The 14,799-nt window shown below is 65.0% G+C and carries 12 protein-coding genes; 5 read left to right on the forward strand and 7 right to left on the reverse strand.

What is annotated here, in order from left to right; all coding sequences use genetic code 11:
* Nucleotides 1-6: 6 nt before the first annotated feature.
* The 5 genes from accB to IVB19_RS16830 all read right to left on the reverse strand — a co-directional run bounded on the left by accB (nt 7) and on the right by IVB19_RS16830 (nt 4,657).
* Nucleotides 7-495, reverse strand: coding sequence for an acetyl-CoA carboxylase biotin carboxyl carrier protein (gene accB, locus IVB19_RS16810; RefSeq protein ID WP_247371037.1), 489 nt, complete (start codon nt 493-495; stop codon nt 7-9).
* Between the two features lie 36 nt (nt 496-531).
* On the reverse strand, nt 532-999 hold the full coding sequence (gene aroQ / locus IVB19_RS16815; protein ID WP_247297418.1) for a type II 3-dehydroquinate dehydratase: 468 nt from the start codon (nt 997-999) through the stop codon (nt 532-534).
* A 228-nt stretch (nt 1,000-1,227) separates the two neighbouring features.
* The gene (locus IVB19_RS16820; RefSeq protein WP_085353522.1) at nt 1,228-2,127 is read right to left on the reverse strand and encodes a DUF1236 domain-containing protein; all 900 of its coding nucleotides are present in this window, start codon (nt 2,125-2,127) and stop codon (nt 1,228-1,230) included.
* A gap of 232 nt (nt 2,128-2,359) precedes the next feature.
* Complete coding sequence (locus IVB19_RS16825) at nt 2,360-3,127, reverse strand: DsbA family protein (protein ID WP_018454480.1); 768 nt, start codon at nt 3,125-3,127, stop codon at nt 2,360-2,362.
* Nucleotides 3,128-3,253: 126 nt separating this feature from the next.
* Nucleotides 3,254-4,657 carry a M48 family metalloprotease gene (locus tag IVB19_RS16830; RefSeq protein ID WP_018454479.1) on the reverse strand — a complete coding sequence of 468 codons (1,404 nt, stop codon included), beginning with the start codon at nt 4,655-4,657 and terminating at the stop codon, nt 3,254-3,256.
* A 234-nt stretch (nt 4,658-4,891) separates the two neighbouring features.
* Between IVB19_RS16830 and IVB19_RS16835 the strand changes: the two genes are divergently transcribed.
* The 3 genes from IVB19_RS16835 to IVB19_RS16845 all read left to right on the forward strand — a co-directional run bounded on the left by IVB19_RS16835 (nt 4,892) and on the right by IVB19_RS16845 (nt 8,140).
* On the forward strand, nt 4,892-6,079 hold the full coding sequence (locus tag IVB19_RS16835) for a pyridoxal phosphate-dependent aminotransferase (protein WP_018454478.1): 1,188 nt from the start codon (nt 4,892-4,894) through the stop codon (nt 6,077-6,079).
* An 87-nt stretch (nt 6,080-6,166) separates the two neighbouring features.
* Nucleotides 6,167-6,721 (forward strand): biotin transporter BioY, encoded by a 555-nt coding sequence (locus tag IVB19_RS16840; RefSeq protein WP_247821689.1) that lies wholly within the window; start codon nt 6,167-6,169, stop codon nt 6,719-6,721.
* Between the two features lie 84 nt (nt 6,722-6,805).
* Entirely contained in the window at nt 6,806-8,140 is a 1,335-nt protein-coding gene (locus IVB19_RS16845) for a dicarboxylate/amino acid:cation symporter (protein WP_018454476.1), read from the forward strand.
* Nucleotides 8,141-8,232: 92 nt separating this feature from the next.
* Here IVB19_RS16845 and IVB19_RS16850 read toward each other — a convergent pair whose 3' ends face one another.
* Both IVB19_RS16850 and IVB19_RS16855 read right to left on the reverse strand, forming a co-directional pair.
* Complete coding sequence (locus IVB19_RS16850) at nt 8,233-9,465, reverse strand: NAD(P)/FAD-dependent oxidoreductase (protein ID WP_247297415.1); 1,233 nt, start codon at nt 9,463-9,465, stop codon at nt 8,233-8,235.
* Nucleotides 9,466-9,529: 64 nt separating this feature from the next.
* Nucleotides 9,530-12,007, reverse strand: coding sequence for an Rne/Rng family ribonuclease (locus IVB19_RS16855; protein WP_346283657.1), 2,478 nt, complete (start codon nt 12,005-12,007; stop codon nt 9,530-9,532).
* Here IVB19_RS16855 and IVB19_RS40440 point away from each other — a divergent pair.
* Together IVB19_RS40440 and IVB19_RS16860 are read left to right on the forward strand one after the other, a co-directional pair.
* A complete protein-coding gene (locus IVB19_RS40440) occupies nt 11,948-12,691 on the forward strand; it encodes a hypothetical protein (RefSeq protein ID WP_346283658.1) in 744 nt (247 codons plus the stop codon). The genes IVB19_RS16855 and IVB19_RS40440 overlap by 60 nt on opposite strands.
* A gap of 616 nt (nt 12,692-13,307) precedes the next feature.
* Entirely contained in the window at nt 13,308-14,600 is a 1,293-nt protein-coding gene (locus IVB19_RS16860; RefSeq protein ID WP_247297412.1) for an N-acetylmuramoyl-L-alanine amidase, read from the forward strand.
* Nucleotides 14,601-14,799 lie beyond the last annotated feature (199 nt).

The following is a 14,799-nucleotide window of genomic DNA, read 5'->3' on the forward strand; positions in this document are numbered from 1 at the left end:
CGAACGTCACTCAATGATCACGAGCGGCTCGCCGTACTCGACCGGCTGGCCGTCCTCGATCACGATCTGCGTCACCGTGCCGGCGCGCGGCGAGGGGATCTGGTTCATGGTCTTCATGGCTTCGATGATCAGCAGCGTCTGGCCGACCGAGACCTTGCTGCCGACCTCGATGAACGGCTTGGCGCCGGGCTCCGGCGCCCAATAGGCGGTGCCGACCATCGGCGAGGTCACGGCGCCGGGATGCTTCGACAGGTCGGCAGCGGCAGGCGCGGCGGCAGCTGCGGCCGCCGGGAGCGCGGCGGGGGCAGCTGGCATCTGCATCGGCATGGTCGCGGCGACGCTGATATTGCGGGCGACGCGCAGGCGCAGGCCGGCACGCTCGATCTCGATTTCGGTGAGGCTGGTCTCATCGAGCAGCAAGGCGAGCTCGCGGACGAGGGCAGAATCCTCGCTGGAAAACTTTGCGGCTGCTTTGTCGTCTGGCTGGCGCGCCATGTTGTTTGATCCGAATGTTCTGTGTGAAGGGGAGCGTCAGGCTTTGGGCTTGAGGCCGAGCTTGGCGGCAAGGCCCTGGATGGCGAGGCGATAGCCCTCGACGCCGAAACCGCAGAGGGAGGCGAAGGCCGCGCGCGCGGTGTAGGAGTGATGACGGAAATTCTCGCGGGCGTGGATGTTGGTGACGTGCACTTCGACCGTCGGGATCTGCACCGCGAGCAGCGCGTCGTGCAGCGCGATCGACGTGTGCGAATAGCCGCCGGCATTGATGATGATGCCCTTCATCTTGCGGGCGTGTGCCTCGTGGATGAAGTCGATCAGCTCGCCTTCGCGGTTGGACTGCCGGCAGTCGGCCTTGAGGCCGAACGTCGCCGCCGTCTCCCGGCACAGCGCCTCGACGTCGGCCAGCGACGCATGCCCGTACTTCTCGGGCTCGCGCGTCCCCAACATGTTGAGGTTCGGCCCGTTCAGGACAAGGATCGTGTCGGTTGCTGGTTCGGCCATTCCAATCCCGCAAGAGCTGCTTCAGCGTGGCGGGGGTTATAGGTAACAAAGCGCGTGAGGGGAAGCCTTGAAGGACCTTCGAGGTGGCTTCAGATACCTCATCCGGGGTGCAAAAATCTGTGTGGAAGCTACGGAAATTGCTTGTTAACCAGTCCGAAGCATGGCTGCCGGCCGAACGGCAAAGGGGCGGGCATTGCTGCCCGCCCCCGATGGTTGCCGGGTATCGTCTTACGTGTTCAGGACAGCCACGATCTCATAGGTGTCCGGATTCACGATCACGATCTCATCCTTGACCAGGACGTAGCGATAGGTCCGCCATTCCGGATAGATCGTCACGACGCGGGACGGCAGGGTGTGCAGCTCAATACCCTCGCGCGGAATGCGGGTGCCGACCGAGATCGAGAAGTTCACGTTGGTCACCGGACGCACGTGCTCCTCGCGGATCACCGAGGTGATCTGCGTGCGTTGCTCGGTCGAGAGCTTGGCGCCCGCGCCGGCCTGACCGACCGTCGTGTTGGTGCTGCTCTGACCCTGCGCGTTCTGGTTGGAGCTGGTGCCGGTCTGACCCTGCGCGTTCTGGTTGGTGCTGGTGCCGGTCTGGCCCTGAGCGTTCTGGTTGGTGCGCGTCTCGGTACCCTTCTGGTTCTCGGCATTGTTGGTGCTGCTGGTGCCGCTCTTGGCGCCCTCAGCCTTCATGTCCTTCTGGTCCTTGGCGCCGGACTTGCTCGTGTCCTGACTCATGCTCTTGGACTTGTCCTGCTGACCCTGCGCGCGTTCGTCGGTGTGCTGGCCCTTGGTGGCGCCGGACTTGTCCTCAGCCGCGTTCTTGTTCATCTCGCGGCCCGAGTGCTCGTCCTTTGTTGCGCCGGAGGATTTGTCCTCGGCGGACGTGCCGGACTTCATGCTGCTGGAGCCGCCGGCCTGGCCGACGGTGCCCTTCTCATGGGCGGATTCCTTACCCATCGAGCCGCCGCGTTCGGCGGCGCCGCCGGAGGGCTGCGAATGCTGCGTCTGCGCACCACCGGCGCCGCCACCGCTGTCGCGGTTCATGGTGCCCTGTGCGTTCGCCAGACCGGTGCCCGCGACGAGCGCGAGTGTGGCAACCGAGATCATAAAGCGGTTAGACATGGAATTCTCCTCACGTGTTCATTTGCGTCATTGCCCGCGCCGACAACGAAAGGAGATTTGAGTTGTTCCGGAACTTCGGTGGTTCCGAGGCTTTTGTTTGTTGAATGCCAGATGAATGCGCGCGCCAGATTTCGGCGCAATGAAAAGGCCGGCTTTTCAGCCGGCCTTTTGCGTGCGTGAGTTGTAGAGCAGATCGCTGATCAGCAAGTCGCCTTGTTAGCAGGTCGCCTTTTTAACAGGTCGCCTTGCCGCAGCGGGCCACAGCGATCTTTTCCTTCAGGCTATCGACACCGACGGCGCCGACAACGATCTGCTTGCCGATCACGTAGCTCGGCGTGCCGTTCATGCCCATTGCTTCGGCGAGCTTGAAGTTCTCCTCAATGGTGCTGCGCACCTCGGCGCTGCCGATGTCCTTCTCGATTCGAGCGGTGTCGAGGCCAGCTTCCTTGGCCGCCTGAAGTGCGCGCGCCTTGTCGGCCGCGCCACGACCGCCGAGCAGCTTCTGGTGGAAGTCGAGGTACTTCTTGCCGGAGGGATCCTGCATGCGCACCGCGACGGCGACCTGGGCCGCTTCGACCGAGCCCTGGCTCAGTACCGGAAACTCCTTCAGCACCACCTTCAGCTTCGGATCGGCCTTCATGAGGGTGAGCATGTCGTCCATCGCGCGCTTGCAGTAGCCGCAATTGTAGTCGAAGAACTCGACGAAGGTGACGTCGCCGTCCTTGTTGCCGAGCACGACCTGGCGCGGAGAGTTGAAGATCGCATCGGAATTCTGAGCGACGCTGGCCTCGTGTTTCTGCGTCTCCGCCGCGGCCTGGCGCTTGGTGAGTTCGGTCATCGCTTCCTCGAGCACCTCGGGATGGGTGACGAGATAGTTCTTGATGATCGCCTCGATGTCCGTGCGCTGGGCATCGGAGAAGCTGTCGGCCGACGCGGGCGCGGCTGCGCCGAACATGGCGAGCGCAAACAGCGCGGGAGCAAGCAGGCGCAGCGAAGGCATAGGCAAATCCTCTTATCCAAAGCAGGTTTCGGAAAACGTCCCGGCGGACTTAAGCTCGGTGTCGTGACGTCGTTTCGTAAGGCGTCGTGGCGTAAGGCGTCGTCTTGTAAGATCGTCTTGGTCTTGTCAGTTGCGCGGCGGTTTCGACGCCACGATGTCGTCGGCCTTGACCCATCCGGGCGTGCCGACGGCGAAACGGGTTTTCGCGCGCGTCGCAAGCTCGCGGGCGGTCTTGTTGTCGCCGCGCAGATAGGCGGCCTGCGCCGACGCCAGATCCGCCTCGGCATAGTCGCCTTTCCGGCCATACGCCATCGCGAGCTGCATGTAGCCGAGCACGGCCTCCGGTTCCCGTGCGACCGCGGCCCGGAGAATCCGAACGGCGTCATCGGTGTAGGCCTTATTATCGGACCCAACCAGAGCCTGCCCAAGTAACATCTCGATGAGGGGCGCGTTGTTCGAAAGTGCGACAGCCTTGCGCAGGGCCGGGATCGCCTCCGCCGGCTTGCCGCCCTCCAGCAGCGCCTGGCCGCGCACCTCGTAAAAATACGCGTTGTTGGGCTGGACCTGGATCAGCGCGTCGATCTGGGTGAGCGCGCTGCGCAAATCCCCGTGCAGATAGGTGCTGATGGCGCGGGCATAGCGCGCCGGCATGCTGTCGTTGGTCAGGGGATAGCGGCGGTACACCGTTTCCGGCCGCTCCATGAAGGCGGAGATCTTGGCGCGCACCATGTCGTGGCGCAGCTGGAGCGCGGGATCGTCCTTTTTGTCCCAATAAGGGCTGGCGCTGGCGAACTCCTGCAGTGAAGCGACGCGCTCGGCGGGCATCGGGTGCGACTGGAGATAGGGATCGGCGCCGCGAGCCGCGAACAGGCTCTCGCTGGTGAAGCGCTTGAAGGTCTCGTACATGCCCTTCGGCGACTGCTGGGTCGCAGTCAGGAATTTCACGCCGGCGCGGTCGGCGTTCTCCTCCTGCTGGCGCTGATAGGACAGCAAGGTCCGGCGGATCATCTCCTGCGGGCCGGCAAGGGCGGCGGCTCCTGCATTGGCAAGGCCATTGTTGCCGGCGCTGCCGCTGCCGCGGGTGCTGCCGACCGCCATCGCGCCAGCACCGAGCAGCATGGCGATGATCATCTGGGTCTGGGCGTTGGCGAGCTGCTCGCGCAGCTTGGACAAATGGCCGCCGGCCAGATGCCCGGTCTCGTGCGCGAGCACGCCGATGATCTGGTTTGGCGTTTCCGACTGGAGGATCGCGCCGTAATTGACGAAGATGCGGCGGCCATCGGCGACGAACGCGTTGAACGAGCCCTCGTTGACGATCACCATCTGGATGTTCTGCTTCTCCAGGCCGGCGACCCGCAGGATCGGGCGGGTGTATTCGCGCAGCAGCTGCTCGGTTTCGGTGTCGCGCAGGACCGGCGGCCCCTTGGCCTGCGCATGCGCGGCCGAGAACGGCGTCAGCGCGATCGCAGCCGCCGCGAGGAGGGAGATGAGGGCGGTGGCCTTCTTGCGCAATGCGATCTGGAACAACATCAAGCGGTCTGGGTCAAACGGTCTTATCAGCAGGCTGGTCAAGCATTCTTGGTCGAGCAGTCTTGGTCGAGCAGTTTCGTGATTGGTTTTGGCGATTGGCGGCGGACCGGATACGCGATATGCCCTTTTGAGCCGTTCCCCTTATGAGCCGTACAATGCGGCCAGTCTGGGGCGCAAGCACCCCGTTTTTCCCGGGTCGGACGGATCGGCCCCGCCAGCGAATAGCAGAAATCGATGCACGATGCGACCTTGAGGAACCGGTTGGGGCAGTGGCTCGCGGCCTCCCGCCGCAGCGATGTTCCCCCGTTCATGGTGATGGACGTGATGGCCGCGGCGGCCCGAATCGAGGCGGCCGGGGGCCATGTCATCCACATGGAGGTTGGCCAGCCCGCCGCCGGCGCGCCTAAGACCGCGATTGCAGCCGCCCATGTGGCGCTCGAGGCCGGGCGGATCGACTATACCTCAGCGCTCGGCATCCCCTCCTTGCGCGAGCGCATCGCGCGGCATTATCGCGATGCCTATGGCTGTGACGTCAGCCCCGAGCGGGTCGTAGTGACCACCGGCTCCTCCGGCGGGTTCATTCTGGCTTTCCTGGCGATGTTTGAGCCGGGCGACCGCGTTGCCGTGACGGTGCCGGGTTATCCGCCGTACCGTCATATCCTTACCGCGCTCGGCTGCGAGCCGGTGCTGATCGAGACCACGAACGAGACCCGCCATGCGCTGACGGGCGAGGCGCTGCTGGCCGCCCATCGCAAGGCGCCGCTGAAGGGCGTGCTGGTCGGCAGTCCCGCCAATCCGACCGGGACGATGATGTCCCGCGAGGCGCTCGCCGGCCTGATCGCTGCGGCGGAAGACGCCGGCATCCGTTTCATCTCGGACGAGATCTATCATGGGCTCGACTACGCGTTTCCCGCCGTGACGGCTGCGGCGCTGTCGGACCACGCGCTCGTGATCAACTCGTTCTCGAAGTATTTCTGCATGACGGGCTGGCGCGTCGGCTGGATGGTCGTGCCCGAGATTCTGGTGCGGCCGATCGAGCGGCTGCAGCAGAACCTGTCGATCTCGGTGCCGTCGCTGTCGCAGATCGCGGCCGAAGCGGCCTTCGACGGCGCGGCCGAGATGGAGGAGATCAAGCACGGCTATCAGGAAAACCGGCGCATCCTGATCGAGGGATTGCCCAAGGCCGGCCTGACCAGATTTCTGCCGGCCGACGGCGCGTTCTATCTCTATGCGGACGTCTCGGATTTCACCTCCGACAGTTTCGAGTTCGCCAAGCAGATGCTCGAACAGGCCCATGTCGCGGTCACGCCGGGCCTCGACTTCGATCCCATCCATGGTCGTTCATTCATACGGCTCTCTTATGCGCGTTCGGCTGCGGAGATGCGGGAAGCAGTTGACCGGATCGCTCACTGGCTTAAATAGCCGCCAGTTTTCGCCAGCCTTCTGGAGTGCAACTTGTCTGACCGTTCCGTCCCCTCTACCGCCACGCATTCTCCTCTCGCCGCATTGATGTGGCCGATCCGGGCGGGTGAAACCGTCGGCGCCTTGCGCGCTGTCGTGCTGATTGCGCTCGGCACCGCCTTAATGGCGCTGTCAGCCAAGGTGAACCTGCCGCTGCCTTACGTGCCCATGACATTGCAGACGCTGGTCGTGTTGATGATCGGCGCCGCCTATGGCTGGCGGCTTGGCAGCGCAACCATGATCGCCTACCTCGCCGAGGGTGCAATGGGCCTGCCGGTGTTCGCCGGCCCTGTCGGTGGAATTGCACCGCTGGTGGGCCCGACCGCGGGCTATCTGTTCGGCTTCATTGGCGCCGCCTTCGTCACCGGCTGGCTCGCCGAGCGCGGCTGGGATCGCAGCGTAACGCTGCTGTTTGCGGCCATGGCGGCCGGCCACATCCTCATTCTGGCCGCGGGCTTTGGCTGGCTGGCCTTCGGTCTCGGCCTGGGTGCCGCAAAGGCGTGGCAGGTCGGCCTGATGCCGTTCGTTGCGGCGTCGCTGGTCAAGAACGCGCTGGGCGCGACGTTGATGCCGGCGATACGCCGGGTAGTCGATCGCGGGTAAAGCGCGCAATATCGAGCAGTTCCGATTGACAGGGCCGGCCAAGTTGATCTTGGCTGGCCTGGCGTTTTGAGGGGGAGTGAAACAATGACGACGACAACGATGGTGGGGGCGCCGGTCGCGCCGCCCGCCGCCAAGCCGTGGTACAAGGTACTTTATATCCAGGTGCTGATCGCGATCGTGCTCGGCGCCATCGTCGGCTGGCTCTGGCCGTCGGTCGCCACCAATGAGTGGATCAAGGCACTCGGCGACGGCTTCATCAAGCTGATCAAGATGGTGATCGCGCCGATCATCTTCTGCACCGTTGTCTCGGGCATCGCCCATATCCAGGACGCCAAGAAGGTCGGCCGCATCGGCGTCAAGGCGCTGGTCTATTTCGAGATCGTCTCGACCTTCGCACTGGTGATCGGCCTAGTCATCGGCAATCTGGTGAAGCCGGGTGCGGGCTTCGGCGGTGCCGCCGCCAATGCGCAGGCCGTCGCCAACTACGCCAAGCAGGCCGAAGGCCAGAAGTCGGTCGACTTCGTGCTGCACATAATTCCGGACACCGTCGTCGGCGCCTTCGCGCAAGGCGAGATCCTGCAGGTGCTGCTGTTTTCGGTGCTGTTCGGCTTCGCCATCATGGGGCTCGGTGAACGCGGCCACACCATCCGCTCGTTCATCGACGACGCCGCGCATGCGGTGTTCGGCGTCATCTCCATCGTGATGCGCGCAGCCCCGATCGGTGCCTTCGGCGCGATGGCCTACACCATCGGCAAGTTCGGCACCGGGGCGATCCTCAACCTGGTCGGCCTGATCGCGACGTTCTACCTGACCGCGGCGCTGTTCGTATTCGTCGTGCTCGGAATCATCGCGCGCTTCGCCGGCTTCTCCATCTTTAAGTTCCTCGCCTACATCAAGGACGAGCTGCTGATTGTGCTCGGCACCTCGTCCTCGGAAAGCGCGTTGCCGTCCTTGATGGAAAAGCTCGAGCGCCTCGGCTGCTCCAAGTCGGTGGTCGGCCTCGTGGTGCCCACGGGCTATTCGTTCAATCTTGACGGCACCAACATCTACATGACGCTGGCGACGCTGTTCATCGCGCAGGCGCTGGGCTTCGATCTCACCTTCGGCCAGCAGCTCACCATCCTGGTGGTGGCGATGCTGACCTCGAAGGGCGCCTCCGGCATCACGGGCGCGGGCTTCATCACGCTGGCGGCGACGCTCGCCGTGGTCGATCCGCGCCTCGTGCCGGGCATGGCGATCGTGCTCGGCATCGACAAGTTCATGAGCGAGTGCCGCGCGCTGACCAATCTGTGCGGCAATGGCGTTGCCTGCGTGATCGTCGCCTGGTGGGAGGGCGAGCTCGATCGCGACAAGCTCAACGCCAACCTCGCCCGGCAGATCGATCCGACCGACATGGAAACGGCGGTCACGACGGATTGATCTGCATGTGACGGTGCCGAGCGCCGTCAGATGTTGAAATAATAGGGCTGGTCGAGATCCTCGATCAGCCCTTTTTCTTTCGCTGCGAGGGCTTAGAACCGCTCCGGCCGGTACGGCGTGGGATCGATCGCGGGCGTTTTGCCGCTCATCATCTCCGCGAGCAGGCGGCCGGTCGCGGGTCCAAGCGTAAAGCCCTGGTGGCCGTGGCCGAAGTTCATCCAGAGGCCGGCATGGCGTGGGGCAGGGCCGAGCACCGGCAGCATGTCGGGCGTGCAGGGGCGGGTGCCGAACCATGGGTCGGGCTCGACCCGCTTGCCGAGGTCGATCAGCTCGCGCGCGGAAGCTTCCGCGCTGGCGAGCTGCACGGGCGTTGCGAGCGCGTCCAGGCCGGTCAGCTCCGCGCCGGTGGTGATGCGGATACCCTTCGCCATCGGACCCATGGCGTAGCCACCGGCCTTGTCGACCAGCGGCAGATCGAGCGAGGCGCCGCCGCTGTAATGCATGTGGTAGCCGCGCTTGCGCACCAGCGGGATGCGATAGCCGAATTTGAGCAGGAGATCGGGCGACCACGGCCCGAGCGTCACGACGGCGTGGGCGGCGTCGACGCGCCCATGGTCTGTCTTGACCGACCAGCCGGTGGCGGTCTGATGAAGGCTTTGGGCATCACCGAGCACGATGGTGCCGCCGAGGCGCTCGAACAGATCGGCATAGGCCGTGACCAGCGCGCCGGGATCGGACACGGTCCAGGTGTCGAGCCAATGGATCGCGCCGGGCAGGTCGTCGCGCAGGACAGGTTCGGCCTTGGCGAGCTCGGCGCCCGAGAGCGCACGAAACCTCACGCCGAATTCGCGCTGGTCTTCTTCCGCCGCCTTGACGGCGAGATCGAACGAAGCTGCGTCGCGATGCAGGTGCCGGTATCCCGCGCGGCGGATCAGATTGTCGGCGTGGGCTTCGCGAATGAGGATGTCGTGCTCCGCCGTCGCGTAGGCGATCAGCCGCGCCCAGGCGTCGATCGCCTCACGATGCCGCTTCGGCGCCGAATGCCACCAATAGCGAAGCAGGGGCTCGATATGGAGATGAAGCGAAGACAGGCTGTAACGCACGTCGTTGGTGCGGCCGGTCGCGATCTTCAGGAGCGTGGCGAGGTCGCGCGGCATCGGGTAGGGGCGCACCGCTTCCGCCTGGATCATGCCGGCATTGCCGTAGCTGGTCTCTCGGCCCGGCTCTCTGCGGTCGATCAGCGTGACGGACCAGCCACGCTGCTGCAGGTGCAGCGCCGCGCTGACGCCGATCATGCCGCCGCCGAGGACGATCGCGCTTTGCATTGAACTGACCTCGCCAAATCAAAACCGCCCGGTTTGGCCGGGCGGTTTCAACTATCTTGTTGCTCTATTCGCCGCCGCCGAAGCGGCGGGACCACCAGCCGGCACGACGCGGTGCGGGCGAGGTTTCGCTTGCCGCTGCGGGCGCGGGCTCCGGAGCGGGTGTGGGCGGGGCAACCGGCTCGGCCGCCTGTGCAACCGGTGCCGGTTCACTCTGGCTGCTCGACAGGAAGCTCACCTTTTCCCGAACCGTCGAACGGCGTCGTGCAGCCTTGTCGTCCGCGTGCTCCTCGTCCGCGGCCGAAGGAGCCGGCTCAGGCTGGGCCGTTGCTTCAATCCGTGCTTCGGCCCGCGGCTCAGGCTGGGTGACCTGAGGTTCTGACGTGTGCTCGGCCTGCGCGATCGAGGGCGCTGCCTCGCCGCCAAAACCGTCGAAATCGGCGACTGCGTTGGTGGCTTCCGACGGCGCATTGGCACTAAGCTCGTCGCTGATGGAGCCGGCGAGACCTTCCTCGCCAGGACCGCGACGGCGGCGGCCACCACGGCGACCACGCCGGCGACGGCGATCGGCGCTGCCCTGCTGCTCGCCACGGGCTGCCTGTTCCTCGCCTTCCTCGCCTTCCGGTTCGGCCTCGGCATCCTCTTCGCCTTCGCCGGCCGCCATGGCCGTCTCGGCAATAGCGGGCGCGCCATCCTCGCGCGTCTCCTCGTCCCGCGGACCACCGCGACCGCGGCGGCGACGGCGACGCTTGCGGCGCTGGCTGTCCTGCTCGGTAGCGGCGTCGCCTGCGGTCTGCTCCTCGATGAGACCTTCGGTCTCCTCGGTCTCGACCTCGGATTCGCTCTCCGGATCGAACTCCTCGTCGTCATAGGCCTCTTCGACCAGGGGCGGCGGGCTTGCGGCCGCCTGGGCCGCCAGCAGAGCCTTGGCGGCTTCCAGCGTATGCACCTGCTCGCCGCGGTCGATGACATAGGCCTGCGGTCCGCTGACGCTCGGGTCGGCGATGACCGACAACGTGACCTTGAAGCCGTTCTCAAGGTCGCGCAGATGGCCGCGCTTGTGGTTCAGCACATAGAGCGCGACGTCGGTGCGGGTGCGGACCACGAGGTTGTGGGTTGCGCCCTTCATCAGGATCTCTTCGAGGCCGCGCAGCAATTGGAGCGCAACCGAGGACACCGAGCGGACATGGCCGGTGCCGCCGCAATGCGTGCAGGGATCGGTTGAGGATTCCAGCACGCTAGCGCGGATGCGCTGGCGTGACATCTCGAGCAGGCCGAAATGCGAGATGCGTCCGACCTGGATCCGCGCGCGGTCCTGCCGGAGGCAATCGGACAGCTTGCGTTCGACCGCGCGGTTGTTGCGCTTCTCGTCCATGTCGATGAAGTCGATGACGATCAGGCCGGCGAGGTCGCGCAACCGAAGCTGACGCGCAACCTCCTCGGAGGCCTCGAGATTGGTCTTGAGCGCGGTATCTTCGATATGATGCTCGCGCGTCGAACGGCCGGAGTTGACGTCGATCGAGACCAGCGCTTCGGTCTGGTTGATCACGATGTAGCCGCCGGAGCGCAACTGTACGGTCGGCGAGAACATCGCATCCAGCTGGCTTTCGACGCCCATCCGCGAGAACAGCGGCTGGCCGTCGCGATACTGCCTCACCGCGCTCACATTGGCGGGCATCAACATCTTCATGAAGTCGCGCGCTTCGCGATAGCCGGCATCGCCCGCCACCTGGATCTCGTCGATCTCCTTATTGTAGAGGTCGCGCAGCGAGCGCTTGATCAGCGAGCCTTCCTCGTAGACGAGGGTCGGGGCCTGCGACTTCAGCGTCATGTCGCGCACCGTCTCCCACATGCGGATCAGGTACTCGAAATCGCGCTTGATCTCGGGCTTGGTGCGGGCGGCACCCGCCGTGCGCAGAATGATCCCCATGCCCTCGGGCACGTCGAGATCCTGCACCACTTCCTTCAGGCGCGAACGGTCCTGCGCGCTCGTGATCTTGCGGCTGATGCCGCCGCCGCGCGCGGTGTTCGGCATCAAGACGGCATAACGGCCGGCGAGTGAGAGGTAGGTCGTCAGCGCCGCGCCCTTGTTGCCGCGCTCTTCCTTGACGACCTGCACCAGCATCACCTGGCGACGCTTGATGACTTCCTGGATCTTGTACTGGCGGCGGGGACGGAAGGTGCGCTCCGGCACTTCCTCCAGCACATCGTCGCCGCCGACGGATTCAACGACGTCCTCTTCGGCTTCCTCGTCGTCCTCGTCTTCGTCGTCATCCTCGGCCGTCGCTTCGGAGTCGTGATGCGGAGCCTGCGCACTCTCGCCCGCGGCGTACACGGCGTCGGCAGGCTCAGCAGCCGATGTCACGGCCTCGGCAAGATCGTCGGCGTGTGCGTCGGAGGCAAACTCCTGCGGCTCGGCAACGGCCTCGGTGGCGACCGCAGGCTCGGCGCCGATCGCTGCGACAGGCGCCGGTGTCTCGTCGGCATGATCATGGTCGTGATGATCGTGCTCGCCATCATGATCGTGGTCGTGATGTTCGTGCACGTGATGATCGTCACCATGGGCATGATGATGGTCGTCGTGGTCATGCCCCTCGTGGTCATGTGCTTCGTGGCCGTGATGATCGTGGCCTTCGTGCTCGCCGTGATGCTCTGCGTCGGCGTGCAGGTGCTCGCCCTCGTGCGAAGCGCCCTCAGGCAGGGCCTCGCCCTGGACCTGCCGGGCCGCGGGATCGCCTTCGACGACCTCGCTGCGGACGCGCTCGCCATGGCTACGGCGGCGGGAATTGCGGTGGCGGGAGCGGCGGCGGCCCTGGGAGCGGTTCTCGCTCTCTTCCTCGGCCTCGCGATGGGCCTGCTCCTCGGCTTCGATCAGCGCCTGCCGGTCGGCAACCGGGATCTGGTAGTAGTCGGGATGGATTTCGCTGAAGGCGAGGAAGCCGTGGCGGTTGCCGCCATATTCGACGAAAGCGGCCTGGAGCGAGGGTTCGACCCTTGTGACCTTGGCGAGGTAGATATTCCCGCGCAGTTGCTTGCGTTGCGCGGTCTCGAAATCAAACTCTTCGACGCGATTGCCGCGGACCACGACGACCCGGGTCTCTTCCGGGTGGGTGGCATCGATCAACATCTTGTTGGGCATGTCTTAACTCTTGGCGGCGGCGGGCGCGATTCACCGTGGGCGCCATCAGCGCTGCCGGGTGACGCGACGGTCCACCTGATTCGGGGGTGAGGGGAAGGCCGAAACACCGTCTCTCGCGCCTTGCCGAACCGAAAGCCGGAGGACCGAAGCGGCGCGCGGAATTGTCACTCCGCAGCGTCGCGAATGGTCCTTCAGAATTGGTCGGCACAGTCTGGCGCATCAAGCGTCGGCCCGTATGAAACATTGGGCGGCGGGGCCGCCCCTCAATCAGTTGCTGTTGGCCAGGCATGGCGCGAGCGCGCTCGCCTTGGGGTATTACGAACCGCTCCCTTGGGATTAAGGGACCGGGTAACGGGTTGCGCCGCTGTCAGAACCGTCCCGGAAACGTGTTGGTAACCGAGGACCGTTCCGCCGCCGGGGCTTGCCCCGCTCCACCTTGCTGCCGCGCACCGCGCTGGACTTAGAGGGGAACGGAAAAACGCTGGAATTCCCAAACCTTGAGAGTTCCGGCGCTGCACCGGGAGGCTGAATGCGACACAACCGGAAATATCGGCCGTCAGCATTCCGTACATACGTGGATTGGGCCATCCGTGCAAGGAGCGTCGCACGGCGGTCACAGTCAGCGAGTTTCGCGTGTCCGTCATTAAGGATCGTTTAACCCTGTGGTTCTATTGCGTTAAAGAGGCTGCTCGGAGGCACGGAATCGGTGGCGAGCCGCGCAAATCAAAGGATCCTGCTGGGATGCGTGCTGCTCTGCGCGGCGGCATTGCCGTGTGCTGATTCCTCGCGCCTGAAGGCCGCGGAAAGTCAGCCTCAACTCCCTGTTGCATCAGCGAATTTCCCAACGGCCTGGGCCGCCCGACTGGCCGGGGACGGCAGGCAGACTCGCTTTGTCCTCGACATCGATCAGACCGTTAGCTTCCGCGCAGTCACTCTGGCCGACCCGTATCGGGTGGTGGTTGACGTTCCCCAGGTCAATTTTCAACTTCCCGCCGGGACCGGGTCCGGCGGACGCGGACTGGTCAAGGCCTTCCGCTATGGGCTTGTGATGCCCGGCGGCTCCCGAATCGTGTTCGACCTGACGGGCCCGGCCAAGATCGCCAATTCCTACGTGGTGGAGGCTGCCAACGGCCAGCCGGCGCGGCTGGTGCTCGAAATGGAGGAGGTCGAGCGCACCGCCTTCGTGCCGTCGCTGGCTCCGGAAAACCGTCCTGAGCTGCGGCCGGCCATTGCCGATCCGCCGCCCGCGACGGTTCCCGCATCTGCCCACCCTGAAGCCGGGCAGAAGGCCGATGGCCGCGCGGTCGTCGTCATCGATCCCGGCCATGGCGGCATCGACAACGGCACGCAGTCGAGCGGCGAGAGCGAGAAGAATCTGGTGCTGGCCTTTGGCCTGGCGCTGCGCGAACGGCTGGAAAAGACCGGCAAATATCGCGTGGTGATGACCCGAGACGACGACACCTTCATCCCGCTCAACGACCGGGTCAAAGTCGCCCGCAGCCTCAAGGCGGCGTTGTTCGTCTCGATCCATGCCGACGCGCTGCCGCGCGCCGAGGGCGATGCGCAGGGCGCGACCATCTACACGTTGTCCGACAAGGCCTCCGACGCCGAGGCGCAGCGGCTGGCGGATGCGGAAAACCGGGCGGACGCCATCGCCGGCTTCAACCTCGCGGAGGAGCCGACCGATGTCGCCGACATCCTGATCGATCTCACCCAGCGGGAAACCCGTACCTTTTCAAGCCGTTTTGCTCGCCTGTTGATGGGCGAAATGAAGTCGACGGTGCGGATGCACAAGCATCCCCTGAAGTCAGCCGGCTTCCGGGTGCTGAAGGCGCCCGACGTGCCGTCGGTCCTGGTCGAGATCGGCTATGTCTCCAACAAGGGCGACCTCGAGCATCTGGTCTCCGAGGGATGGCGGTCGCGTGCCGTGGGCTCGATGGCGCAGGCGATCGACGGGTTTTTGGCCAAACGGATGGCCACGGCCGGATCGTCGAATTGACGACCGGGCGATCGTCCAGTTGACGACCCGGGGATCGTTGAATTGAGAGTGATTTTCCGTCCCGCCGCAAAAGCCCTAGTTTGGCCACAGCGGGCGCTTTATAAAAACGCCGCAGGGGGTTCCGGAATCGGCGAGAATCCCGCTCGGCAAGCGCCTTGAGTCCGGCACTAATAGTATTGAGTAAAGCCGGTGAATTCGC

Origin of the sequence: Bradyrhizobium sp. 187, assembly GCF_023101005.1 — a bacterium.
GTDB lineage: Bacteria > Pseudomonadota > Alphaproteobacteria > Rhizobiales > Xanthobacteraceae > Bradyrhizobium > Bradyrhizobium canariense_D.